At 68.6% G+C, this 24,967-nt stretch carries 11 protein-coding genes and 1 pseudogene; 9 read left to right on the top strand and 3 right to left on the bottom strand.

The annotated features are described in order from the left end of the window. Positions 1–61 precede the first annotated feature (61 nt). Positions 62–1,756, top strand: a complete 1,695-nt coding sequence (locus tag ACFYWX_RS07285) for a serine/threonine-protein kinase (protein ID WP_389422989.1) — start codon at positions 62–64, stop codon at positions 1,754–1,756. Positions 1,757–1,786: 30 nt separating this feature from the next. Here ACFYWX_RS07285 and ACFYWX_RS07280 read toward each other — a convergent pair whose 3' ends face one another. Next, positions 1,787–3,790, bottom strand: coding sequence for a glycosyltransferase family 2 protein (locus tag ACFYWX_RS07280; RefSeq protein ID WP_389422988.1), 2,004 nt, complete (start codon positions 3,788–3,790; stop codon positions 1,787–1,789). Positions 3,791–4,065: 275 nt separating this feature from the next. Continuing rightward, positions 4,066–5,058 (bottom strand): AraC family transcriptional regulator, encoded by a 993-nt coding sequence (locus ACFYWX_RS07275; RefSeq protein ID WP_389422987.1) that lies wholly within the window; start codon positions 5,056–5,058, stop codon positions 4,066–4,068. A 91-nt stretch (positions 5,059–5,149) separates the two neighbouring features. Between ACFYWX_RS07275 and ACFYWX_RS07270 the strand changes: the two genes are divergently transcribed. The 4 genes from ACFYWX_RS07270 to ACFYWX_RS07255 all read left to right on the top strand — a co-directional run bounded on the left by ACFYWX_RS07270 (position 5,150) and on the right by ACFYWX_RS07255 (position 11,488). Next, positions 5,150–6,085 carry an MBL fold metallo-hydrolase gene (locus tag ACFYWX_RS07270; RefSeq protein ID WP_389422986.1) on the top strand — a complete coding sequence of 312 codons (936 nt, stop codon included), beginning with the start codon at positions 5,150–5,152 and terminating at the stop codon, positions 6,083–6,085. 9 nt (positions 6,086–6,094) lie between these two features. Beyond that, on the top strand, positions 6,095–7,879 hold the full coding sequence (locus tag ACFYWX_RS07265; protein ID WP_389422985.1) for a protein kinase: 1,785 nt from the start codon (positions 6,095–6,097) through the stop codon (positions 7,877–7,879). A gap of 147 nt (positions 7,880–8,026) precedes the next feature. After that, complete coding sequence (locus ACFYWX_RS07260) at positions 8,027–9,670, top strand: succinic semialdehyde dehydrogenase (RefSeq protein ID WP_389422984.1); 1,644 nt, start codon at positions 8,027–8,029, stop codon at positions 9,668–9,670. A gap of 39 nt (positions 9,671–9,709) precedes the next feature. Next, entirely contained in the window at positions 9,710–11,488 is a 1,779-nt protein-coding gene (locus ACFYWX_RS07255; RefSeq protein ID WP_389422983.1) for a GMC family oxidoreductase N-terminal domain-containing protein, read from the top strand. Between the two features lie 102 nt (positions 11,489–11,590). Here ACFYWX_RS07255 and ACFYWX_RS07250 read toward each other — a convergent pair whose 3' ends face one another. Further along, positions 11,591–12,625: an LAETG motif-containing sortase-dependent surface protein gene (locus tag ACFYWX_RS07250; protein WP_389422982.1), complete on the bottom strand. Its 1,035-nt coding sequence runs from the start codon at positions 12,623–12,625 to the stop codon at positions 11,591–11,593. A 319-nt stretch (positions 12,626–12,944) separates the two neighbouring features. On the opposite strand from ACFYWX_RS07250, the gene ACFYWX_RS07245 reads away from it, so the two are divergent. From ACFYWX_RS07245 to ACFYWX_RS07230, 4 genes and pseudogenes are all read left to right on the top strand, one after another. Then, positions 12,945–13,741 (top strand): IS5 family transposase gene (locus ACFYWX_RS07245; protein WP_389422981.1). Its coding sequence is split into 2 segments (ribosomal slippage): positions 12,945–13,280 and positions 13,283–13,741, totalling 795 coding nucleotides; the frame shifts between segments, so codons are not numbered across the junction. Between the two features lie 576 nt (positions 13,742–14,317). Next, a pseudogene (locus ACFYWX_RS07240) lies at positions 14,318–15,355 on the top strand (DNRLRE domain-containing protein); the annotation flags it as partial. Between the two features lie 73 nt (positions 15,356–15,428). Continuing rightward, the gene (locus ACFYWX_RS07235) at positions 15,429–24,419 is read left to right on the top strand and encodes a LamG-like jellyroll fold domain-containing protein (protein WP_389422980.1); all 8,991 of its coding nucleotides are present in this window, start codon (positions 15,429–15,431) and stop codon (positions 24,417–24,419) included. Between the two features lie 34 nt (positions 24,420–24,453). Continuing rightward, a complete protein-coding gene (locus ACFYWX_RS07230; protein WP_389422979.1) occupies positions 24,454–24,921 on the top strand; it encodes an SMI1/KNR4 family protein in 468 nt (155 codons plus the stop codon). The last annotated feature ends 46 nt before the right edge of the window (positions 24,922–24,967 follow it).

Below are 24,967 nucleotides of genomic sequence, written 5' to 3'. Positions count from 1 at the left end.
TCTGTGACCGAAAAGCGCCTGAGGTGGATGCAGGAGCGCTTGCCGCGATATGGATGGACGCATGAGCAACAACGGGGGAGCCCGCCACGGGACTGACGAGCCAACGAGTTTCGCTCTGCAACCGCCGAACCCGCAAGCGCCGAACCCGCAGGCGGCGACATCGCACCCCAACGTCCCGCACCCGAACAGCCCGCACCCGAACAACCCGTACGCGACCCCCGCACCGGCGCCGCACTCCGCACCGGCCGCCGCGCCGCACCCCGCCCAGGACCCCGGCACCGGTCGCCTCGTCGCCGGCCGCTACCGCCTGCTCGCGAAGCTCGGGCACGGAGGCATGGGCACGGTGTGGCGGGCCAAGGACGAGACGGTGGACCGGGAGGTCGCCGTCAAGGAACCGCGCGTCCCCGACCACCTTCCCGAGCGCGAACGCGCCAACGCGTTCGAGCGGATGCGTCGTGAGGCGCGTGCCGCGGCCCGGCTCGACCACCCGTCGGTCGTGAACGTGCACGACGTGGCGGTCGTCGAAGACCGGCCGTGGATCGTGATGGAGCTGGTGCAGGGACGTTCCCTCGGTGACGCTCTCCAGGAGGGCACGCTGAGCGCACGCGAGGCGGCCAGAATCGGCCTGGAGGTGCTCGGCGCGCTGGAGGCCGCGCACGCGGCGGGCATCCTGCACCGTGACGTCAAGCCGGACAACGTGCTGCTGGGCCGCTACGACCGTGTTGTCCTCACCGACTTCGGCATCGCCCAGATCGAGGGCGAGACGAACCTGACCGACACGGGCGGCGTCGTCGGTTCGCCCGAGTACATCGCGCCGGAGCGGGTGCTGGGCCAGCGCCCCGGCCCGGCGTCCGACCTGTGGTCGCTCGGCGTGGTGCTGTACGCGGCGACGGAGGGCGTCTCCCCGTTCCGCCGCAGCAACACCCCCGCGACGCTCCAGTCCGTCCTCAACGCCGTGCCGGCGCCGCCCGCCGCCGCGCAGGGACCGCTCGCCGAGGCCATCAACGGACTGCTCCAGAAGGACCCGGCACGCCGTCCCGCGGCAGCCCAGGTCCGCATGCTGCTGGAGGCGGCCGCGAACCCGCCGGCGCCGCAGCCCACCCAGGCCGTGCGGTACGCGGAGGCACCCGCGAAGGGCGTGCGGCTGGGCCGCAAGGCGTGGATCGGGCTCGGTGCGGCGGTCGTGGCGGCGGCGGTGGCGGCGTACCTCGTTTTCGCCGACCCCTTCGCCGGGCCGCTGCCCGACGGCTGGAAGACCACTCACGAGAAGGACGTCGCCGCGACCCTCGCGGTCCCCGCCGACTACCAGCGCAGCGTCCCCGACCGCAAGACGGACCAGACCCACTGGGTCGGCTACACCGACTACAGCGGCGCCATCTCGGTCGTCCTCACCCTCACGAAGAAGTCCGAGGACACCAGCAGGACCATCGCCGACTCCGCCGCCGCCGAGATGTACGCCGACAACGGCGACTTCAAGGAGAACGGCGACTACAACCTCGACATGCCCGAGGGCGCGAAGACGGCCCCCGAGCAGACGACGTACCAGGGCAAGCCGTCCGCCGAGAACACGATCGTCTACACCACAGACGACAGCCAGGACCCCCGCCCCCGCGAACTGAGGATCTTCTACTACAAGACCACCGCGGGCGACCTGTACAAACTCACCGTCGGATACCCGGGCAAGGGTGACTTCACGGAGCGGGGCCAGGCGGTGGCCCAGACGGCCATCGCGAACCTGGACGTGGACAAGCTCTGAGGACCGGCCCTCAGAGCTCGTCGGTGTCGGCTACTTGATGCGTCGGGCGATCGCCCGCAGCAGGTCGACCTTGTCGACGCGGAGGGCGAAGCGCTTGGTCTTGCCCTTGGTCGGGACCGACTTGGCGTACCAGGGCTTGCCGTGCTGGCGCCACTTGGCCGGCTCCAGGGTGAGCGGCAGCGGCGCGAGCGGGACCGCCCAGGCGGTGCCGAGGCGGAGTTCGCCGTGCCACAGGCCGGGGGTGAGCCGGCCGACCTGGAGGCCGATGGTGAACAGGTCGGTGTGCGGCGTGCGTTCGGCCGTGAAGGCCGCGCTCTCGCCGCTGTCGCTGGTCAGTACGACCGTCAGCTCGCCCTCGGGGAAGGCGGCCAGCGTGCTGTGGCCGGAGATGACCAGTTCCGAGGGGTCGTTGGCGGACCAGCGGGCCGAGTCGATGAGGAGGTGCCGGGCGACCTTGTGCTTCTGTTCGCCGAGGTCGAGGGTGTAGTTGCCGAAGGGCTTGGTGGTGTAGACGGTGGCGGCGCGCGGGCCCTTGACGGTCTGGACGACCTGGGTCTCCGGGTCGCCGCTGAGCCCCTTGGCGCGCTTGCTGCCGATGCGCACCTCGCGGACCGCGCTCTGGGCGCCGATGGCGAGGGAGATGTCCCACAGGCCGTCGGCGAGGGGCTTGCCGTCGGCTGCGGTGTCGATGTCGATGGCGGCCTCGAAGCCGGCGTTGTCGTAGACGTAGACGCCCTCGTCCTCGTCGGAGCCGAGGCCGGGCGTCTCGGTGTGCCGCACGGGCAGGCGGTACTCGACCTTGGTGTCCCGCTCGCGCAGCACCAGTTCGGTCGTCACGTCACGGGTCTCCACGCGGTGCAGGTAGCCGTGTCCGGCCAGGTGCAGCGTGGAGCCGACGAGCTCGGCGCGGCTGACGTGGTGGCGTACGCCGATCGCGTTCGTGACGTCGTAGCACTCGTCGGGGACGACGTGCTCGGGGTCGCGGAAGAACGGGTAGCGCGCGTAGATCCGGCCGTTCTCGACGTGGACGGGGGTGGACACCTTGCGCTTGGACAGGGAGCGTTCGAAGCGCAGGAGCTCCATCGACTCTTCCAGCATCTTGTGCCGGACGAGGTGGAGCCGCAGCCGGGCCATCGCGGAGAGGTGCTCGTTCATGCCCTCGTGCCACAGCGGCTCGATGGTGTCGGCGAGCCGGGCGAGGGTCTTGTCCGCCTCGTCGCCCAGTTCGCGCGAGATGTGGGCGAGGAGGTTCTGCACCTCGATGGTGAGGTGACGGTGGGCCAGGTGGTCGCGGTCGCGGCCGGGCGGCACGTTCTCGATGAGCAGGTCGATCATGGTCGGCAGGAACCGCAGGCGGGGCTCCGAGCCCTTGGTGCGCGAGGTGGTGTTGCCGCCGTCGTCGCGCAGGGTGCAGAACAGGCAGTCGTAGTCGGCGATGACGGAGATGCCGCCCTTGGCGGCCAGGTACGCCAGGGCCGTGAACGGCTGGTCCTCGCCGATGGGCAGGCCGGTCGGGAAGCGCAGGTTGTTCTTCTCGATCAGCTCGCGACGGAACAGCTTGAGCGGGTTGAGGGCCCAGTAGACGCGGGAGTGGAAGACGTCGGTCTTGGGCTGGGTGCTCTTGAACATCGACGCGGGCAGGCCGCGGCCGTTCACGCCGACCATCTTGCCGAGGACGATGTCGGTGCCGTTCTCCTCGGACATGGCGACCATGCGTTCCAGGGTTTCCGTGCCCAGCCAGTCGTCGGCGTCGAGGAAGAAGATGAACTTGCCCCGGGCGTGGCCGAGACCGACGTTGCGGGGCGCCGAGGGGCCACCGGAATTCTCCTGGTGGAAGACGCGTATGAGCTTCGGGTAGAGACCCGCGAAGCGCTCGAGCTCGTCGGGTGTGCCGTCCGTCGAACCGTCGTTGACGACGATCACTTCCAGCGCGGACTGACCAATGGTCTGTTCGACGACGGATTCGAGGCACCGTGTCAGATAAGGCATCGCGTTGTAGGCAGCGATAATTACCGAAACGGTGGGGCTGGCCATCGTCACGCTCTCCAGGAATAGGGGGCACACCCCCACCTGGATGGACTGCCTGAACACCGACGGTATTGGCTCTGGTACGACGGTTCGGCTTCCATTTGCTTGGGGAAGACGCCAATGAGAATGTGAAGGTACCATGAGCTGGCTATGACCTGACGGTGAACTGACAGCTGAAACCAGCCAATTGCGTGATGTCGATCACGATTTTGCCGGTCGGTTCGCCCCTGTTCGTGCCGAAGCGTGACATTATTGATCATCCGGCGGCCGTGAACCCCAGGTTACGAACCCGGATAACGGTAAGGACTCAATTCCGTACCGAGATCGGTACCGGGATCGCCGGAATGCCTTATTCCGCGAAAGCGCCCCGGTGTGATTCCGAACTCCCGGCTGAAGGCATGCGACAGCGCATAAGGGCTGCCGTATCCCGCTTCCCGGGCCACGGTCGCCAGCGGGGCGTCCGTGTCCCGCAGACGGGTGGCCGCGAGCGTCAGCCGCCACCACGTCAGGTACGCCATCGGCGGCCGGCCGACCAGAGACGTGAAGCGGCGGGACAGCGTCGCCCGGGAGACACCCGCCTCACCGGCCAGCCGGTCGTTGGTCCAGGGCGCGGCCGGGTCGGCGTGCAGGGCGCGCAGCGCGGCCGTCGTCACCGGGTCGCCGAGCACCGCGGGCCAGCCGCCCGTCGCCGCCTCGGCCATCCACGCGCGGACCATGTAGACGAGCAGGAGGTCCAGCAGGCTCGGCAGCGCCAGGGAAGAGCCCGGGCGGCGCCCGTCCAGCTCCGTCGCCAACAAGTCCACGGCCGCCCGCAGTTCGGGATGTCTGCCGACCCGGTTCGGCAGGTGCACCACCTCCGGCAGCTCGGCCATCAGCGGGTGCACCCGGCTGCGGTCCAGGCGGTACTTCCCGCACAGCAGCTCCACCTCACGGTCGCCGCCCCGGACGCCGACCGCCGCCCGCGCCTCCTCGAAGGGCACCGCCCGCGCCAGCCCCGCCGCGTCCACCGGCGCGTCGGCCAGCACGTGCCCCGCCCCGTGCGGCAGCAGCACCACATCACCGACGCCCAGCGTCACCGGCTCACCACGCGCGCCCCGCCCGTCCTGCCCGCCCGGTCCGTCCGGCAGGAGCCAGCAGCCGCCCGACAGTACGACGTGAAAGCCGGCGCCCTCGTACGGATCGAGCCGCGTGCACCAGGAGCCGCTCACCCGCAGCCGGTTGGAGGAAGGGCGCCCCACACGTACGGCCGAGATCGCGTCGCTCACCACGTCCATGATGGGAGAGTAGCTCGCTTGAGACGCATGCGTATCCAGGCGAGGCAATCAGGCATCGTCACGCTCACTCCTGCTTCCTAGGCTCCAAAGCATGACCGACACCGACACAGCGCAGCCCATCATTCTGGGGGACGTGGAAATCCTCCGCGTCGTCGAATGGCAGGCCCCCTTCGCCCCTGCCCGCCACCTGGTCCCCGGCGTGGGCCCCGAGGTGTGGGAGACGAGCCGCGACCTGCTTGTCCCCGACCACTGGGATCCCGACAGCGACCACGCCGTGCTCGCCCTGCAGACATGGGTCATCCGCAGCGCCGGCCGCACCGTCCTCGTCGACACCGGCGTCGGCAACGGGCGTGAGCGGCCCGGCAATCCGCAGTTCCACCGGCGGCAGGGCGACTTCCCGGGACGCCTGGCGCGGGCCGGCGTGCGGCCGCAGGACGTGGACCTCGTCGTCAACACCCACATCCACGCAGACCATGTCGGCTGGAACACCCAGGCCGACGGGAGCGACGGGGAGTGGCTGCCCACCTTCCCCAACGCGCGGTACCTGCTGCCCGCCGCCGACGACACCCACTTCGGGCCGGCGGGCGGATACGGCGGCGGCGTACGGCCCGACGACCGGCTGACCTACGAGGACAGCGTCGCTCCCGTGCACCGGGCCGGGCAGGCCGTGTTGTGGGACGGCGAGTACCGCATCGACGACCACCTCACCCTGGAGTCCGCCCCCGGGCACACCCCCGGCTCGGCCGTGCTCCGCCTCTCCTCGCGCGGCGAACGCGCGGTCTTCGTCGGTGACCTGCTCCACAGCCCCGTACAGATCCTCCACCCCGACTGCAGCAGCTGCTTCGACCTGGACCCGCGCCGGGCGGCGGCCAGCAGGCGCAGGGTTCTGGAACGTGCCGCGGACGTCGGCGAGTTGGTGATTCCCGCACACTTCGGAGGATCGGGGATCGTGGAGCTGCGCAGGCAGGACAAAGGGTTCGGCCTTCAGTCGTGGTCCGCGTCGACAAGCAGGCGCCCCGCAGGGTAGGCATGAGGCATGAGCAGCGACGGGGGCTCCGGAGGCGATGCGGGGCGGATGATCGGCGGGCGATACCGGCTCGTCGAACGCATCGGCTCCGGCGGAATGGGCACCGTATGGCGGGCGCACGACGAGCTGGTTGACCGCGAAGTCGCCGTCAAACAGCCACGGTTGCCCGGCGACCCCCAGGACGAGCACCGCCAACGGGCCGCCCACCGTCTCTACCGCGAGGCCCGCGCCGCCGCCCGCGTCGACCACCCCTGCGCCGTCACGATCCACGACGTCGTCGTCGAGGAGGAGGACGGGGCCGCGGAGGGCGTGGTGGACGGACTGCCCTGGATCGTCATGGAGCTGGTCCGCGGCGAGTCCCTGCACGAGGTGCTCCGACGCGGCACCCTGGAACCCGCCGAGTCCGCCCGCATCGGCCTCGCCGTCCTCGGAGCCCTGCGCGCGGCCCACGCCGTCGGCATCGTGCACCGGGACGTGAAACCGGCCAACGTCCTGCTCGGCCCGCACGGCCGCGTCGTCCTCACCGACTTCGGCATCGCCCATGTCCAGGGCGAGGAATCCCTCACCGCCACGGGGGAGTTCGTCGGCTCGCTGGAGTTCGTCGCCCCCGAGCGCCTGTCGGGCGGCAGCGCCGCCGGCCCCGCCTCCGACCTGTGGTCCCTGGGCGTCCTGCTCTACGCCGCCGTGACGGGAGAGTCCCCTTTCCGCCGTACGACCGTGGAGTCCACGCTCGCCGCGATCCTGGCCGCCGGCCCGCCCGAGCCGAAGCGGGCAGGCCCGCTGGGGCCACTTGTCGTACGGCTCCTGGAAAGGGACCCCGAGCGGCGGCCTGCTGCGCAGGAGGTCGCCGCGGTGCTGGAGGCGGTGGCCGAGGGGCGGGCCGTATCGGATAACTCGCCCCCACCGGAGAACCGGCAGACGGCCGCCGGGGAGAAACCACCGGAGGACGCCGGGACCGTACGGCTGCGGGAACGTGAACCGGAGGACGCCGGGACCGTACGGCTGCGGGAAGGCGAACCGGAGGCCGTGGCGGTACGGCTGCGGGAAGGCGAACCGGAGGCCGCGGCCGTACGGCCGCGGGAAAGTGAACCGGAGGCCGTGGCCGTACATCTGCGGGAAAGCGAACCGGAGACCGTGGGCCACGGCGCGGCGCCGGAGCCTGCGTCGCAGGCGAACCCCAGGCGCCGTACCGCCCCCACCGCCCCCATGGCGGCCGTCCTGCTCGGCGCGCTCCTCCTGGGCGGGACATGGCTCGGCGTCTCCTCCGCCCTCGTCGAGACCGACGGCGGATCCGCGTCAGCCGTGGAGGAGACCACGGGCCACGGCGCGGCCCCCGGCACCTGGAAGGCCCACAGGGAAAGGGACTTGGACGCCGTCCTCTCCCTCCCGAGTGCGTACACGTGGCTGTACCAGGTGGGAGAGGCGAAGGACCCCTCCCGCGAGGTCGTCTACGGCAGCGCCGACGGCACGATCGCGGTGTCCCTCACCCGGTGGACCAAGGCGCCCCGCTCGCCGATGGCGCAGGCCGGGGAGCCCAACGGCACGTGGGGCGAGTCGGAACGGTCCTCGACCCAGTACACGCGTACCAGCTTCGACGGCCGGGAGGCCGTCCTCGCCGACACGACCTACGACCTAGACAGCAGGCCCACCCGCGTGATGGAGCTGGTCCTGCGCACCGACGCGAACCACATGTACGAGCTGCGCGTGTCCATGCCCAAGGGAACGCCGGACGAGAAGCAGGGGACGGCGGTGTTCAAGGGCGCCCGCGACCGCCTGGAGATCGAGAAGGACTGAATCGCGCCCGCTCTCGTCGGAACACCACCGTCCAACGCCCTGATCAGCGCGTTCGTTGCCAGTGACCACTGGCGCCGTGTGAGCACTCGGTGAATCCCGATTACCGGCGGGTACCCAAAGTCTTCCCCGCGTCATACCCTGCGCCTCATGACGGACTCGCAGGCCCCCGAGAAGACCGGCACAGAGAAGACCGGCACCTCCTCCACCGGCACCAACCCGATCGCCCCCGCCCCCATCGGCGTACGCACCGCCGAGGACGTGGTCACCCCCGAGCTGGTCGCCCAGCTCACCAAGGGTGTGACCGGATCCGGTCGGACCGCCAACCACACGCCGTTCACCGGCGAGAAGCTCGCCGACCTGCCCGAGTCCACACCCGAGGACGTGGCCCTCGCCTACGACCGGGCCCGCGCCGCCCAGGCCGTCTGGGAGCAGACCCCCGTACGACAGCGGGCCGCCGTGCTGCTCCGCTTCCACGACCTGATCCTCGAGCGCCAGGCCGAGGTCCTCGACCTGATCCAGCTGGAGACCGGCAAGGCCCGCCTGCACGCCCACGAGGAGGTCCAGGCCGTCGCGGTCGCGGCCCGCCACTACGGCCGCAAGGCGCCCGCCTACCTCCGGCCCAAGCGGCACGCCGGCGCCGTGCCCACCCTCACGAAGGTCACCGAACTTCGCCACCCGCGCGGGGTCGTCGGCCAGATCGCCCCCTGGAACTACCCTCTGGAGCTGTCGGTCGGCGACGCGCTGCCGGCGTTCGTCGCGGGCAACGCGGTCGTGATGAAGCCGGACACGGAGACCTGCCTGACCGCCCTGTGGGCCCGTGACCTGCTCATCGAGGCGGGCCTGCCCGCCGACGTCTTCCAGGTCGTCCTCGGCGAGGGGCCCGTCGTGGGCCCCGAGGTCGTCAAGCACGCCGACTACGTCTCCTTCACCGGCTCCACCCGCACCGGCCGCGAGGTCGCCCAGGGCGCCGCCGCCCGTCTGGTCGGTGTCTCCCTCGAACTCGGCGGCAAGAACGCGATGCTGGTCCTCGAGGACGCCGACGTGGAGAAGGCGGCCGCGGGCGCGGTCCGCGCCTGCTTCTCCTCCGCCGGGCAACTCTGCATCTCCATCGAGCGGTTGTACGTCCACGAGTCGATCGCGGACGCCTTCGTCGAACGCTTCGCGGCCCGCACCAAGGCCATGCGGCTCGGCACCTCCCTCGCCTACGGCGCCGACATGGGCTCCCTGGTCGGCGACCGTCAGCTGGAGACGGTGCAGCGGCACGTGGAGGAGGCCGTCGCCAAGGGCGCGAAGGTCGTCGCGGGCGGTGTGGCCCGCCCGGACATCGGCCCGTACTTCTACGAGCCCACGATCCTCGACGGCGTCGAGGCCCCCATGTCCGTGTGCACGGAGGAGACCTTCGGCCCGGTCGTGTCGATCTACCGCTTCACGTCGGACGACGAGGCGATCGAACTCGCCAACTCCACGCCGTACGGCCTGAACGCGTCGGTCTGGACGAAGGACGGCCGCCGCGGCCGCGACGTCGCCGCCCGCCTGCGCACCGGCACCGTGAACGTCAACGAGGGCTACGCCCCCGCCTACGGCAGCGTCCAGTCCCCCATGGGCGGCATGAAGGAGTCCGGCCTCGGCCGCCGTCATGGCTCCGAGGGCATCCTCAAGTACACGGAGGCCCAGACGGTGGCCCAGCAGCGCCTGCTCCCGATGGCCCCGTCGCTGGGCATGGACGACGAGAAGTACGCGCAGTTCATGAGCAGGAGCCTCCGCCTGATGAAGGCGTTCCGGTTCAAGTAACCACATCCGGCCCGCACGGACACTCAACGAGGAGAACACGTGCCCCAGGACTCCTACGACTACGACGTCCTCGTCGTCGGCTCCGGCTTCGGCGGCTCAGTCACGGCGCTTCGCCTCACGGAGAAGGGCTACCGCGTAGGCGTCCTGGAAGCCGGCCGCCGCTACACCCGCGAAACCCTCCCCAAGAACTCCTGGGACCTGAAGAACTACCTCTGGGCCCCCAAGCTCGGCCTCTACGGAATCCAGCGCATCCACCTGCTGGGCAACGTCATGGTCCTGGCCGGCGCGGGCGTGGGCGGCGGCTCCCTCAACTACGCCAACACCCTCTACGTACCGCCGAAGGCCTTCTTCGACGACCCCCAGTGGCGTGACATCACCGACTGGCAGGACGAGCTGAAGCCGTACTACGACCAGGCGCAGCGCATGCTCGGCGTACGGATCAACCCGACGATGACCCCGTCCGACGTCCATCTGAAGGCGGCCGCCGAGCGAATGGGCGTGGGGGACACCTTCCACCTGGCACCGGTGGGCGTGTTCTTCGGCGACGGCAAGGACGCCGGCGGGGAGGTGAAGGTCAAGGCGGGGGAGGAGGTGTCCGACCCCTACTTCGGCGGCGCGGGACCGTCCCGCAGGGCCTGCTCCGAGTGCGGGGAGTGCATGACGGGGTGCCGCCACGGCGCGAAGAACACCCTGAACGAGAACTACCTCCACCTCGCCCAGAAGGCGGGCGCGGTCGTGCACCCCATGACGACGGTCATGTCGGTGACCGACGACTCACGGGGCGGCTACGCGGTGGCCACGCTGCCGACGGAGGACCGCCGGGGGTCCAAGGGCCGGACCTTCACCGCCCGCAGAGTGGTCCTGGCGGCCGGCACCTACGGCACCCAGACCCTGCTCCACCGTATGAAGGCGAACCGGCAACTGCCGTACCTCTCGGACCGCCTGGGCACGCTGACCCGTACCAACTCCGAGGCGCTGGTGGGCGCCCAGACGGACAACCGGCGCTACCGCAAGGTGACAGGCGAGCCGACGGCCGACTTCACCAGGGGAGTCGCCATCACGTCCTCGATCCACCCGGACGAGAACACCCACATCGAGCCGGTCCGCTACGGCAAGGGCTCCAACGCGATGGGCGGCCTGTCGATCCTCCAGGTCCCGTACGTGGAGGGCTCGTCGAGGGTCGCGGCCTGGCTGCGGAGCGCCGCCCGGCACCCGCTCCTCGTCCTGCGGTCCCTGTCCAACCGCCGCTGGTCGGAGCGGACCATCATCGGCCTGGTGATGCAGTCGCTGGACAACTCCCTGACGACGTACCTGAAGCCGACGGGCGTGGGCAAGGGCCTGCTGACCGCCCGCCAGGGCCACGGCGCCCCCAACCCCAAGCAGATCAGGGCCGCCTCGGAGGCCGCCTCCGCCCTCGCCGCCGACATCAACGGCTTCGCCGGCTCCAACGTGGGCGAACTCATGGGCACGCCCCTGACGGCCCACTTCCTGGGCGGCTGCCCGATCGGCTCCTCCCGCGACACGGGCGTCATCGACCCGTACCACCGCCTCTACGGCCACCCCGGCATCTCCGTCGTCGACGGCTCCGCGGTCTCGGCGAACCTGGGCGTGAACCCGTCCCTCACGATCACCGCCCAGGCGGAACGCGCGATGTCCTACTGGCCCAACAAGGGCGAGACCGATCCCCGTCCCGCACCGGGAGCGGCCTACGAACGCCTGAAGCCGGTCGAACCGAAGTCCCCGACGGTCCCGGCGGACGCGTTCGGCGCGCTGCGGCTGCCGTTCTTGGGGATGCCGGCCGTACCGCCGAAGAAGTAACCCGTACGGGAAAAGGGACTCGGAAAAGAGAGGTCGGAAAGGAGAGAGGGACTCGCGCTCCCCTCCGAGCGCGAGTCCCTCTCTCTGTCTTACGGTCAAGCCTTACGCGCCGGCCTCGGCCTTACGCCGACGCACCACGAACACCGCACCCGCACCGGCGACGACGGCGACACCACCGACGAGCCCGATGATCGGCAGCGCGGAGCTGGAGCCGGTCTCGGCGAGGTTGCCGTTGATCTCCTTGATGTCACCCTGCGGCTTGACGTCCTTGTCGACGCCCTCGGGCTTCTGGCCGTTCGGCTTGGCGTCACCCACATCGCCGGGCTTACTGCCCGCAGCGAGCACGGTGAAGTCGTAGAACTCACCGTTTCCGTAGCAGGTGGAGTCCTCACCCGCGTACACGGCCTGGCTCAGTGCGAACGACGAGCCTGCCGGGGCCTTCGCGTTGATCTTCACGCGGAGATCGAGGCTGGCGGTGGTGTTCTTCTCCAGCGAACCGAGGGTGGCCACGAAGGTACCGGAGAGGGTGAAGTCGTCATCGCCCTCCTGGTAGGCGTCGGTCCACTTGCCGTTTTCCTTGACCTGGATCTCGGCGAGGTCGAAGCTCAGGGAGTCGTCCGAATTCGTGTCGTCCGCGTACTCCGCGAGCGCGCTGATCCAGACGTTCTTGAGGTCGCGGTCGGAGTCGTTCTCGACCTTGAACTCGAAGTTGTGCCAGCCGGAACCAGCGACGATCTTGTTCGGGAGGCCCGAGATCGTTGCCTTGAGGTCCTCGTCCAGGTCGAAGTTCTCGCAGTCCTCGTACGGGTCCCACGGCTTCTCGCTGGCGGACGGGCTCGGAGATGCCGAAGTCGAACCCGACGGAGTGGTGGAGGCCGAGGCGGAAGCGGACGAGGAGGCCGAGGCCGAGACCGAGGTGCTCGCCGAGGCGGACGTGGAGGCGCTCGCGGACGACGAGGCGGACTCCGAGCTCGACGAGCTGGCGGACGCCGAGGAGCTCTCGCTGGCGGACGCGGACGCGCTGGCCGACGTGGAGGGAGTCGGCTCCTCCGCGAAGGCAGCGGGAGCCGAGAGCAGAGTGAGCGGGGCTATTGCAGCCGTCGCGGCCGCAGTGGCCATGGCGCGGCGAAGCTTCATGAAGACCTCGAAAGTCTGACGTGCTGCGATCCTCGCAGCACGTGCTTTGGGGAGGCCTCCGCGTGTGGGGCGCGGGTGTGGCCCGTGGTTCCGATGGTTTGATCAGTGAGGCCTGCGAATGGTTGTCCTCCCACTCACACAATTTTTATGTGCTCTGGGTCACACATGACTGGCTGCCGTTACATAGGTGATCGCCCGGATTGTCATGTGGCTGTCATCACTTTCAAATCTGTAACTCTGTGAACATCTTGTGCGTCTTTACCTTCTTGACTTAGAGGTCGTCTCATTTGGAATGCTGGGTAATCTGCACCGTGTGGTGATGGTCGAGCGCATGGTGCCGGACGAGTTGTGGGAGCTGTTCCAGCGGGTGGTCCCACCCGCTCCATCGCGGCCGCAGGGCGGCGGCCGGCGCCGGTACGGGGATCGCGAGGTTCTGGCCGCGATCATCTTCGTGGCCACGACGGGCTGCACCTGGCGGCAGCTGCCGCCGGTCTTCGGCCCCTCGGGGCCGACCGCGCACCGGCGCTTCACCGAGTGGACCGCCGCTCGGGTCTGGGCGAAGCTCCACCGCGTCATCCTCGACGAACTGGGTTCGCGCGGAGACCTGGACTGGTCGCGCTGCGCGATCGACTCGGTGAACATGCGGGCCCTGAAAGGGGGGACCTGACAGGTCCGAATCCTGTAGACCGGGGCAAGAAGGGCTCGAAGGTCCACTTGATCACCGAGCGGACCGGTTTACCCCTCTCGATCGGCATCTCCGGCGCGAACCTGCACGACAGCCAGGCACTCGAGCCGCTCGTGCGCGGGATCCCGCCGATCCGCTCCCGCCGCGGCCCGCGCAGACGACGGCCCGCGAAGCTGCACGCGGACAAGGGCTACGACTACGACCACCTGCGCCGCTGGCTCCGCAAGCGAGGCATCCGGCACCGCATCGCCCGCAAGGGCATCGAGTCCTCCACCCGGCTGGGCCGGCATCGCTGGACGATCGAGCGCACGATGTCCTGGCTGGGTGGCTGCCGCCGTTTGCACCGCCGCTACGAACGCAAGGCCGAGCACTTCCTGGCCTTCACAGCCATCGCCTGCAGCCTCATCTGCTACCGCCGACTCGCCAAATGAGACGACGTCTTAAGACTTTCCCCCTCTTGAATCACCACAGTGGGGAAAACTGTGCGCCCGGCGCGTCCACTTGTTGTTGCTGTTGCGTTCGTGCTGGCCGTACTGGCTGGAACCGAGCAGGCTGCCCTGGCCTTGAGCCAGTCGACAGGCGGCAGTTCGGAGGAGGCCCCCGACCAGCTGTGGGGCTCTGCCGCGGGACGCAGCCACCGCGCGTCCGCGGATGCCACGGACGCCTCCGCCAAGGGCGGTCACAGCGAACCGCTCACCGGTCGCGGTGAACTTCCGGCCGAGCAGACGGACGGCATCACCAGGCTGCCCAGTACTGCGAAGCCCCCCAAGCCCGGTCCCGTCCGGAAGACAGACACGCCTGACGTCGTCCCACCGCAGGGCTTCGACGCCAAGCGCAGCAAGGAGATCGGGAGCAAGCGCGGCGAACGCCAGCGCACCTACCTCAACCCTGACGGCACCTACACCACCCGCTTCTACAACGAGCCGGTGAACTTCCCGGCCGCAGACGGAAACTGGAAGCCCGTCGATGCCTCGCTCGTGCGCCAGGATTCTTCCGGTCCGAGCACGATGGGCGCGGGCGAGGAGGAGGGCTGGGAGACCCGCGCCACCGAGTCACCCCTCGAACTCGCGGCCGATGCCGACGCCGACCCGGTGGTCCGCATGCGGCTTGGCAACGGCCTCTCGCTCGGCTACGCCGTCGAGGGAGCCCGCCCGTCCGCCGGTCAAGCCCACGGCAGCACCCTCACCTACTCCGATGTGCGCACCGCTTCCGACCTGGAACTTCTCGCCGGCAACGAGTCGGTCAAGGAGACCCTGGTTCTCAAGGGCGCCAACGCGCCCACGGAATGGCGTTTCCCCCTTGAGTTGCAGGGTCTGACCGCCGCCCTCGACGAGCACGGCAACGTGGTCTTCACCGACGCGGACGGCACGCAGCGCGCGTGGACACCCGCCGGATGGATGGAGGACGGGAACCACGCCCCCGACTCCAACGAGGGCATCATCTCGTCCGGTGTCACCTACGAGCTGGATGAGGACAGCGGTCGCCAGATCCTGGTGGTCAAGCTCGACAAGGAGTGGCTCACCGCTCCCGAGCGGGTCTTCCCGGTCCGTGTCGACCCGTCGGTCCAGTCGTTCAACTCCACCTCCGGTACGTACGTCGAGTCCCCGTACGACCAGAACTTCGCCTCGGACACCGCGCTGAAGGTCGGGACGTACGACGGGGGCAGCCACAAGGCCGCCGCCTTCCTGCGCTTCAACGGCGTCGAGACCTCCCTGAAGAACGCCTGGGTGCTCGGCGCCCATCTCGCCCTCTACAACACCTGGTCGCAGTCCTGCACTGCGCGCCCCGTCACCGTGCACCCGATCACGTCGACCTGGGCGGAGTCCACGACCACCAAGTACCCGGGCCCCGCGACCGGCGCGTCCCTGGCCTCCAAGAGCTTCGCGCACGGTTGGCGTCCCGAGGGCACGGAGACCTGGGCGTGCGGCACGGCATGGGAGAGCATCAACCTCGGCTTGGCCGGCCGCACGCTGGTCGACGACTGGACGCACGGGCGCAAGAAGAACTACGGCCTCGCGGTGAAGGCGTCCACCAGCGATTCCAAGGGCTGGAAGCAGTTCGGCTCCGACGACTACCCGAACGGCAAGCCCAGCCTCGACGTCACCTGGACCAAGTACGGTGCCACGTACAAAGCTCGGCGACTTCACTGCCCCCGTCACCGCCACCTCGCAGGGCGTAGAGAAGGTCACCGTCACCAACCGGGGGCAGGCGACCTGGCCCAAGGGCGGCAACTACAGGCTGCGCTACAACCTTTTCGACGCCTCCGGCAAGGAGATCACCGACAGCTCGAAGATCGCCTGGACGGAGATGCCGCAGGACATCTCGCCCGGTGAGAGCGTGACACTGGACGCGAAGGTCGCGGCGCTGACACCCGCCACGTACACCCTCCAGTGGACGATGGACGATGTCGGCGTCAGCCGCTTCACCACCGCCGGCGTGCCCGGACCCGCCGTCAAGATCGCCTCGGTGAACATCCCGCCCCAGCTGACCGCCGAGTGGCCGGGCAGCGGCGTCGTCGTCGACTCGCTGACGCCGACCCTGTGGGCGAAGGGAACGGACGCCGACGGCTACCCCAAGTCGACGCTTCAGTACACGTTCGAGGTGTGCGAGGTCGAGGGCAGCAATCTGCGCAAGAACTGCAAGAAGGGCACCCGCAGCAGCGAGCAGCAGTGGGCCGTGCCGTCCGGCTGGCTGTCCTGGGGTAAGCCGTACGCCTGGTACGCCTATGCCTACGACGGTGCCGCAACCTCCACCCAACCCGGCGCCGCACTGCTCACCACGCAGGTTCCGCAGCCGACCGTGACGAGCCACCTCGGTGGTGCCGACGAAGGCAAGGAGATCGGCACCCAGGCCGGAAACTACGTCACCGCTGCCACGGACGCGGCAATCGCCACCGTAGGCCCCGAACTGGCGGTCACGCGCACCTACAACTCCCTGGATCCGCGCCGCGACGGCGCCTTCGGTAGCGGCTGGTCCACCCCTTGGGACATGCGGCTGAAGGAGGAGACTGCTACTTCCACCGTGCTCGTGACGCTCGCGGACGGCTCGCAGGCTCGGTTCGGCAAGAACGCGGACGGCAGCTACGCCGGTCCGGCGGGCGGCTCGCTCACCCTCACCCGCCAGACCGACGGCTGGGTCCTGCGTGAGCGTTCAGGCGACACCTACCGCTTCCTGAGCAGTGGGTCCCTCGTCCAGATCGCGGACGTGGCCGGCCGCAAACAGACCATCACCCATGAGCCAGCGGACAGCGGCCCGGTCAAGAAGGTGACCGACGTCCTTTCGGGACGTTCCCTCGACTTCACCTGGACCGGCAGCCGCGTCTCCTCGGTCACCACGAGCGCCATCGACGCGAGTACCCCCGGACTCACCTGGTCCTACTCCTACCTCGGCGACCGGCTGACGAAGGTGTGCCCGCCGTCGTCGACCACGAAGTGCACCGTTTACGAATATGGCGACGGCTCGGTCTACCGCAGCGGCGTTCTCAACGCTTCCCCCACCTCCTACTGGCGCCTGGGCGAGCGCGAGGGAGCAACTGCCACGAGCGAGGCGGCTTCGCGCACCGGCCTGAACGAGGCCGAATACCGGGACGTCCAGTTCGGCACCGACTCCGCTGTCGCCGGGACGACGGACACTTCCGTGAGCTTCGACGGCACGGACTCGGTGATCGAGCTGCCCGGCGGCACGCTGAAGGCCACGGCCTTCCCGTCCGTCGAGCTGTGGTTCAAGACCACCACACCGTCCGCCGTCCTCCTGGCATTCCAGGACGCCGAGCTGGGCGAGAAGCCGACCTCCTATCGACCGGCACTCAACATCGACGGCTCGGGCAAGCTCCGCGGGGAGTTCTTCCGGACCGGCACCACCGCCACCCCCATGGTCTCGGCGCAGGCGGTGACCGACGGCAAGTGGCACCACGCCGTGCTCTCCGGTGGTGCGACCGAGCAGACCCTCTACCTGGACGGCGCCAAGGTCGGCTCGCTGAACGGCACGCTCATCGAACAGACCGACACGTATGCCTACCTCGGTGGCGGCTACGGGAGCCCCGGCTGGATGGGCCTGACCGCTGGGGACTACCACTTCAAGGGCCAACTGGACGAGGTGGCCGTCTACGACCACCCGCTCGACCCCGCGACGGTCGCCGAACACTACGCCGCCCGCGCCGCGATCGGCCAGATCAAGAAGGTCACGCTTCCCTCGGGCCGGGTCCACGCCGCGGCGTCGTACGACCCGGTGGACGGCCGCCTGACTGAGCACACCGATGACAACGGGGGGACTTGGAAGGTCTCGGATCCTTCTTACTCGAACGCATCCTTCTCGTACGCCAACGCGATTCAGCGCAGCAGCCCCACGGGGTACTGGCGTCTGGGTGAGGGGAGCGGCAGCCAGGCAGCAAGCCCGTTGGGCGACGGACTGGCGGGGAGCTACGTGGGCGATGCCCAAGCTGGCAGCGCGGGCATCTTCGCAGACGGTGACGACACTGCTGCCAGTTTCCACGGAGATGGCGCGGTGGAAGTACCCGCTGAATCCCTGGGGACGTCTGCCGCGATGTCCGTGGAACTGTGGTTCAAGACGACGGAGCCGGGAGTCCTGGTAACTCACCAGAACGCGGAGTTCGGTGCCACCCCCACCGGCTGGCGCCCCATTCTTCTGATTGACGAGGATGGGAAACTGCGCGGAAAGTTCACCTTCGACGCGGCCACCCTGACGACCGACGAAGCAGTCACCGATAACGAGTGGCATCACGTGCTTCTGACGGGCAACGAGGGCATCCAGGCGCTGTTCGTGGACGGCGATTACCAGGGCAGCTCACGCACTGGAGTAGATGCAGTGCGCTATCCCCATGTGGTTGTCGGCGGTGGCTACTCCTCGTCGGGCTGGGACGGCCAGGCAGCCGGCTATCGCAACTTCGCCGGGCAGATAGATGAAGTCGCCTTCTACGACAAGGCGTTGGTGACCTTCAGGAAGGTTGTTGACTCCCAGGGCGACCCCATCTGGATCTACGTACCGTGGGTCAGCATGGCGGGCTACACGACGGACACCCCCAACCGCCATATCCAGGCTCGCACCGCCTTGGTCAAGGGCACGGGCGACCAATATCAGGGCGTCGCCGCTGCGGATGCGCCTGCGGCGTACTGGCGCCTTGGCGAGACGGAAGGCACCGCCCTTGCCAGCGAGGTGGGCGGTTCGGGCATGGATGCGGTTTTCCAGCCGGACGACGGCACCGTGCGCCAGTCCAAGCTGGGCGAGGCCGGTGTATTCGGAACCGGTGACAACCAAGCCGTCCGACTGGGCCTTGGCGGCCACATCTCGTTGCCCGGCTCCATTCCCGCAGGCAGCACGGAGCTGTCGGCCGAAATGTGGTTTCGCACTTCCGCGACGTCGTCAGTCCTCCTGGCGTTCCAGAACACCCCCCTCGGCCAAACCCCCACCTCCTGGCGACCCGTACTGAACATCGACGGCGACGGCAAGCTGCGCGGCGAGTTCCCCAGGGCCGGCACCACGGCCACGCCCATCATCTCGCCACAGGCAGTGACGGACAGCGAGTGGCACCACGTCGTGCTCTCCGGCGGCGGTGCGACGCAGTCCCTGTACCTGGACGGCGTCAAGCTCGGCTCGCTCAGCGGCACCCTCGTCGACCAGTCGCGCCCGTACGCCTACCTGGGCGCCGGCTACAGCAGCCCCGGCTGGATGGGCGAGGCCAGTGGCGACTACCACTTCCAGGGCCGACTGGACGAGGTGGCCCTGTACCGCAAGGCGCTCACCTCCGACCAGGTCGCGGCCCACTACCGCGCACAGGTCGAGCCCGCCGGCTCGGGCCTGACCGCCATGGTCACGGTGACCGACCCCAAGCAGAAGACCAGCACCAGCAGTTACGACGCTCTCCACGGCCAGCGCATCGTCTCGCACACGGACGAGACGGGCGCTGTGACGTCCTACGCCTACGACACGGCCGGCAACCTCCACACCGTCACCGACCCCAACGGCCACGCCACCGTCACCGGCCACGACGCCCGCGGCAACACCGTGTCGACCACCACCTGCCGGGACGCCGACTCCTGCTGGACGAGCTTCGGCTCCTACTACCTGAACGCGAGCGACCCCCTCGACCCGCGCAACGACCAACCCCTCACGTACCGTGACCAGCGCTCGACCGACTACAAGGACGACCGCTACCGCACCGCGTACACCTACAACGCCCAGGGCCTGCCCCTGACCATCACCCGCCCGGACAACAGCACCGCCTCCACCACCTACACCGCCGGCACCGAAGCCGCGGTCGGTGGCGGCACCACCCCGGCAGGCCTGGTGCTGACCGAGACGACCCCGGGCGGCGCGAAGACGTCGTACCGCTACTACACCACCGGCGACCTCTCAGAGGCCACGGCGCCGTCCGGCCTCGTCACCTCGTACACGTACGACGGCCTTGGCCGGAAGACTTCCGAGAAACAGGTCTCCGACACTTTCCCCACCGGCGTCCCCACCACGTACTCCTACGACAAGGCTTCCCACGTCGTCACTGAGATCGGTGCAGCGGTGAAGAACGAGGTCACGGGATCCACGCACAGCGCCGTGATCACTCGGGCCTATGACGAGGACGGCAACCTGCTGTCGGAGTCGACAAAGGACACCAGCGGCGGCGATACGCAGCGCGACACGACATACCACTACGACGAGCACGGGCTGAACGACACCGTCACCGATGCCGAGCAGCGCACCACCCTGCTCGACCACGACGAGCTGGGCCGCGCAAGCGGCATGACCGACGAGGCGGGCACGCACTTCACGTACATCTACACAGCCCGGGGCCAGCACGCCGCGACCGTCCTCGACGACTGGACGGGCAACCCGTCCAGCAACACACGGGACTTGACGGTCGTGTCCAACGCCTACGACCCGGCCGGCCGCCTGGCGTCCACAACCGATGCCATGGGCGCGACGACCGCGTACACCTATTACGACGACGGCCTCGCCGTCACTACTACGGCCAAGCAGGTCACCCAGGCCGACGGCACCCGGCACGACATCGTCCTTGAGACGAACACCTACGACCCGGCCGGCCACCTCACCAAGCAGGTGACCAGCGGGGGCACGAGCACCGAGACGTTCACCGTGGACGCCCTGGGCCGCACCACCACCAGCGTCTTCGACCCCACCGGCCTTAACCGTGCCACCACCTACGCCTACGACGGCGACGACCGAGTCAAGGAGCAGACGCAGACCATCTCCGGGAGCAAGAAGCTCACCACAGCCGCGGAGTACGACACCTCGGGGAACCTCACCAAACAGACCGTCACCGACGGCGCCAGTACCCACATCTCCACCGGCACCTACGACGACCGCGGCCTGCCGCTGACCGCCGTCAGCCCGCGTGGCAACGTCACGGGCACCGACCCTGCCGCGTACACCACCACCTACCGGTATGACGCCCTCGGCCGCTTGGTGCAGGAGACAGCCCCGGCGGTGCAGGCGGAGGAGAACGGCGCTGCGGCCGCAACGGTCAAGCCGACCATGCTGACCGGCTACAACACCTTCGGCGAAACCACCGAGACCAAGGACGCCCTCGGCAAGGTCACCCGCACCGAGGTCGACCGCCTGGGCCGTACGACCGCGCTCACCCTTCCCGACTACACCCCGCCGGGCGCCACGACCACGCTCACGGCGACAACCCGCACCACCTACAACACGCTCGGCCTGCCGCAGACCGTGACCGACCCGCTCGGCCGCGTCACCCGCTACACCTACGACCAGCTGGGCCAGTTGACGACCATGACGGACCCGGTCGCCGACGCGGCTGCTGCCCTCGAGGCGACGGAGAGCGGCCCGAACCTGGTCGTCACCGCGGGCACGGACGGCGGCGGTGTCACCCGCCACACCTGGACCCCCACCGGTCTCCAGCTCTCGGCCACTGGCCCCACAGGTGCCCGCACCGAGGCGACGTACGACGAGCTGGGGCGCCAACTGACGGCGACCACGGTCGAGCGCTACCCGGCCGCTGCGAATCTGATCAGCCGCTACGCCTGGGACGACGCGAACAACCAGACCTCGTCGACCACTCCGGCCGGCGTCACCTCGACGGGCACGTACAACCCCGCGGGCGAGGTCAAGTCCCTGACCGACCCGGCCGGGACGACGAAGTTCGACTACGACGGCCTGGGCCGCCGCACGGAAACGGTCGACGCCACGAACCGCCGTACGACGACCACGTACGACGCACTGGGCAACGCCACCGCGACCACCGACTACGGCACGGGCACGACCGCCCTGCGGACGGCGTCCGCCGAGTTCGACGCCGATGGCAACCGCACAGCGGTGATCTCGGCCCAGGCGAAGGCCCGCACGACGTACGTGTACGACGCACTGGGTCGGATGACCCGCCAGGTTCAGCCGGTGTCGGGTACCGAGTCGATCACCACGACCATCGGCTACGACGCGGCCGGAAACCGCACGCGTCTGACCGACGGCCGCAGCAACAAGGCCGTCTACACCTTCACCAGCTGGGGCCTGCCCGAGTCCACCGTCGAACCCACCACGAGCGCACACCCGAACGCCGCTGACCGCACCTGGACGACCGTCTACGACAAGGCCGGACAGCCCGTGACGGAACTGCTCCCGGGCGGGGTGAGTCGTCAACGCACTTACGACGGACTGGGCCGCCTCACGCACGAGACCGGCTCCGGCGCGGAGGCGACCACCGCCGACCGAGCCCTGAAGTACGACCTGGCGGGCCGCCTCATTGCCGTCGCCACGGCCGACGCCGTCACCAACAACACCTACACCTACAACGACCGCGGCCAACTCCTGACCGCGGCCGGTCCGGGCGGCAAGTCGAGCTACACGTACAACGCCGACGGCGACATGACGGAACGCAAGGCCGACTCCGGATCCACGACCTACGGCTACGACAACACCGGACGCATCTACTGGGCCCGGGATTCCGCCACAGGCAAGTACATCTGGTACGACTTCGACGCGGCGGGCCGGCCGAGCCTGGAGCAGTACGTCACCAGAGCCAGCAGTGGGGCGACCACGGTCACGGCCAAGCGCACGTACGGCTACGACGACCTCGGCCGCCTGAACGGTGACACGATCACCAACCCCGACGGCACGACGACGATCGCCTCGACGACGTACGGCCACGACCTCGACGACAACCTGACATCGAAGAAGACGACGGGTACGGCGGGCGCCGGTACCAACACGTACGCCTACGACAACGCAAGCCGCCTGAAGTCCTGGACGAAGGACGGCTCGACGACGTCGTACGAGTGGGACGCGTCGGGCAACCGCACCAAGGCGGGTTCGACGACGGCGACGTTCGACGCCCGCAACCGCCAACTCAGCGATGGTGCGGAGACGTTCACGTACACCCCCCGTGGCACCCTGGCGTCGGTCACCTCTGGCAGCGGGAGTCCGCGCACGCTGACCTTCGACGCCTTCGAACGCAAGCTCACCGACGGCGCCGCGACGTACACCTACGACTCCCTCGACCGCGTCCAGACCAGCGGTACGACGACCTTCACTTACGACGGAGGCTCGAACAACCTCGCAGGCGACGGCACCACGACCTACAACCGCACGCCCGAAGGTGCCCTCCTCTCCCTCTCCACCGGCACCACCAAGCAACTGGCCGTCACCGACCAGCACACAGACTTGGTCGCAGCCCTCAACGCCGACGCCACCCAGGTGACGGGCTCGACGTCGTACGACCCCTTCGGCGAGGAGACGGCATCCAACGGCACCACCCCGGCCGTGGGCTACCAGTCCGGCTGGACCGACCCCACCACCGGCGACGTCAACATGGCCGCCCGCTGGTACCAGCCGGGCACGGGCTCCTTCGCCTCACGGGATACCTGGCTGCTGGATCCGGTGCCGTCCGGGGAGGCCAACCGGTACAGCTATGGCTACGGGGGGTCGCTGAACGGCATCGACCCTACGGGCCACTACAACCAGCGTGACAGCGGTGGCGGAGCTGTGTCGGTGGGCCGCATGGGTTCTGCCAAAATGCCCCGCTTCCGGACTAGAACCCGGTCCACACGCGCTCGTGCCGCAAGCGGTCGGGGCAACGGAAACGCTGCCCGGGCGCAAGCCAGGAGGTTCCAACGCGAACTCGAACTCGGGACCAGGACCGCACGCAGGACCAGCCCCCCAGGCCGCCCGACCTACAACCGCCCGACCTACGGCCGTTCCAGCGGTCGTCCGAGTAACTGGACCAATAGCGGCAGGGGTACGTACCGCTCGAACAGCACGCCTCGCACCACGGGCAACACGAGACCTCCGAACCAGCGTCCCATCCCCCAAAACCCCAACAAGGGCCCTCGCCCCACTCCTGCACCCGCGAGACCGGTCCCCAAGCCGAAGGTGGACACGGTTCGTATTCAGCGGCAGGCGGTGGACCAGGCGGTCATGGTCGAAGTCGCTGGCCACGCCCTCGTTGACACGGCTGACATGCTTGGGCTGGTCGACACCGGCGGGTACACGCCGGAAGACAGCACAAGCCTCGGCGCGCTCCAAGACATGTTCCCGGATGAGGACATCGACCCGGACCTCGGCTACGGCCGCTCGGGAGCGAACCCCAGCGCCCGGCGTACGCGCGACGCTTGCTCGCGAGATTTTCCTTCCACTGATCCCTCGTTCTACTACGCACCGATGACCCGATTCGGCCCAAGTCCCGACGACTGTCGGGCTACTGGAGCAGTCGCTTACATCGATTCGTATGACCTGCGCCCCTGGCGTCTGGACCCTAAGTGGAAGCCGGCCGGGTACGACAAGCTGCCTGTTAGTAACCGTGCGGCCCTCCATCTGGTCGGTAATCAAATGGGTGGCTCCAACAGCACATTGCGCAACTTCGTGGCCGGATATCAAAATCCCGCCAACTCGCCGCACATGCGGTCACTGGAAGACGACATCACGCGGGCTGTTAAATCTGGGCAGCGCATAGCGCTCGGAGTTCTTCCGGTATACAACGGAACCGATCCGGCAATACCGACCGAGATACGAATGCACGCGGTAGGGGACAGCGGTTACCGTCTGAACTGTACCGTCTACAATCGGACGTCCGGCGGTTACTCATGTACTGAAAGGTCATCTGGTGGAAGTCTCTCGGTTCCGTGAAGTTCTTGGGCGCCCTCCCGTCAATGGTGGCATCGTGCGTGACTGGCAGGCACTAGAGGCGCAGTCCGGGCTGATCCTCCCTGACGACTACAAGGAGTTCGTTTCGGCTTATGGCCCCGGATGTGTGAATGATCAGCTTTACGTGTTCCATCCAAGGGCCGCGGGTGGAAGTGAGGGACTGCGTCTCGAAATTTTGTGGGAGCAGGCTTCATCCGCTTACTCAGAGCTTTCACGCGAGGCTGAGGAAATGTATCCCTATCCAATACATCCGGAGCCCAACGGATGTGTTCCGATCGCTCGTTCCACATCCGGGAATCATGTATTCCTGAGTCCCGGGAGAACAGGTGGAGCTGATTGGTTTGTGGTCCTTGACATGGGGCAGTGGATTCCCTTGCAAATGTCGTTCACGGAATTCCTCTGGGCGGCGCTCCATGAGGAGCTCGACGTGCCGGTGATCGAGGGCGAGCCGATGTTTGATCCGGTCGGATTCGTGGAGTTGTGACGCCTTTGATGGCTACCGTTCCGAGGTTGCGGGAATCGGGCCCGGC

The sequence above is a fragment of the Streptomyces sp. NPDC002888 genome (assembly GCF_042888465.1).
Taxonomy (GTDB): domain Bacteria; phylum Actinomycetota; class Actinomycetes; order Streptomycetales; family Streptomycetaceae; genus Streptomyces.
The sequence above is the reverse complement of the archived record's forward strand: the minus strand, read 5'-3'. Positions and strand labels throughout refer to the sequence as shown.

Coding starts and splice junctions, on each gene's coding strand:
- ACFYWX_RS07285 (WP_389422989.1), top strand. CDS start 62: ATGAGCAACAACGGGGGAGCCCGCCACGGGACTGACGAGCCAACGAGT.
- ACFYWX_RS07280 (WP_389422988.1), bottom strand. CDS start 3,790: ATGGCCAGCCCCACCGTTTCGGTAATTATCGCTGCCTACAACGCGATG.
- ACFYWX_RS07275 (WP_389422987.1), bottom strand. CDS start 5,058: ATGGACGTGGTGAGCGACGCGATCTCGGCCGTACGTGTGGGGCGCCCT.
- ACFYWX_RS07270 (WP_389422986.1), top strand. CDS start 5,150: ATGACCGACACCGACACAGCGCAGCCCATCATTCTGGGGGACGTGGAA.
- ACFYWX_RS07265 (WP_389422985.1), top strand. CDS start 6,095: ATGAGCAGCGACGGGGGCTCCGGAGGCGATGCGGGGCGGATGATCGGC.
- ACFYWX_RS07260 (WP_389422984.1), top strand. CDS start 8,027: ATGACGGACTCGCAGGCCCCCGAGAAGACCGGCACAGAGAAGACCGGC.
- ACFYWX_RS07250 (WP_389422982.1), bottom strand. CDS start 12,625: ATGAAGCTTCGCCGCGCCATGGCCACTGCGGCCGCGACGGCTGCAATA.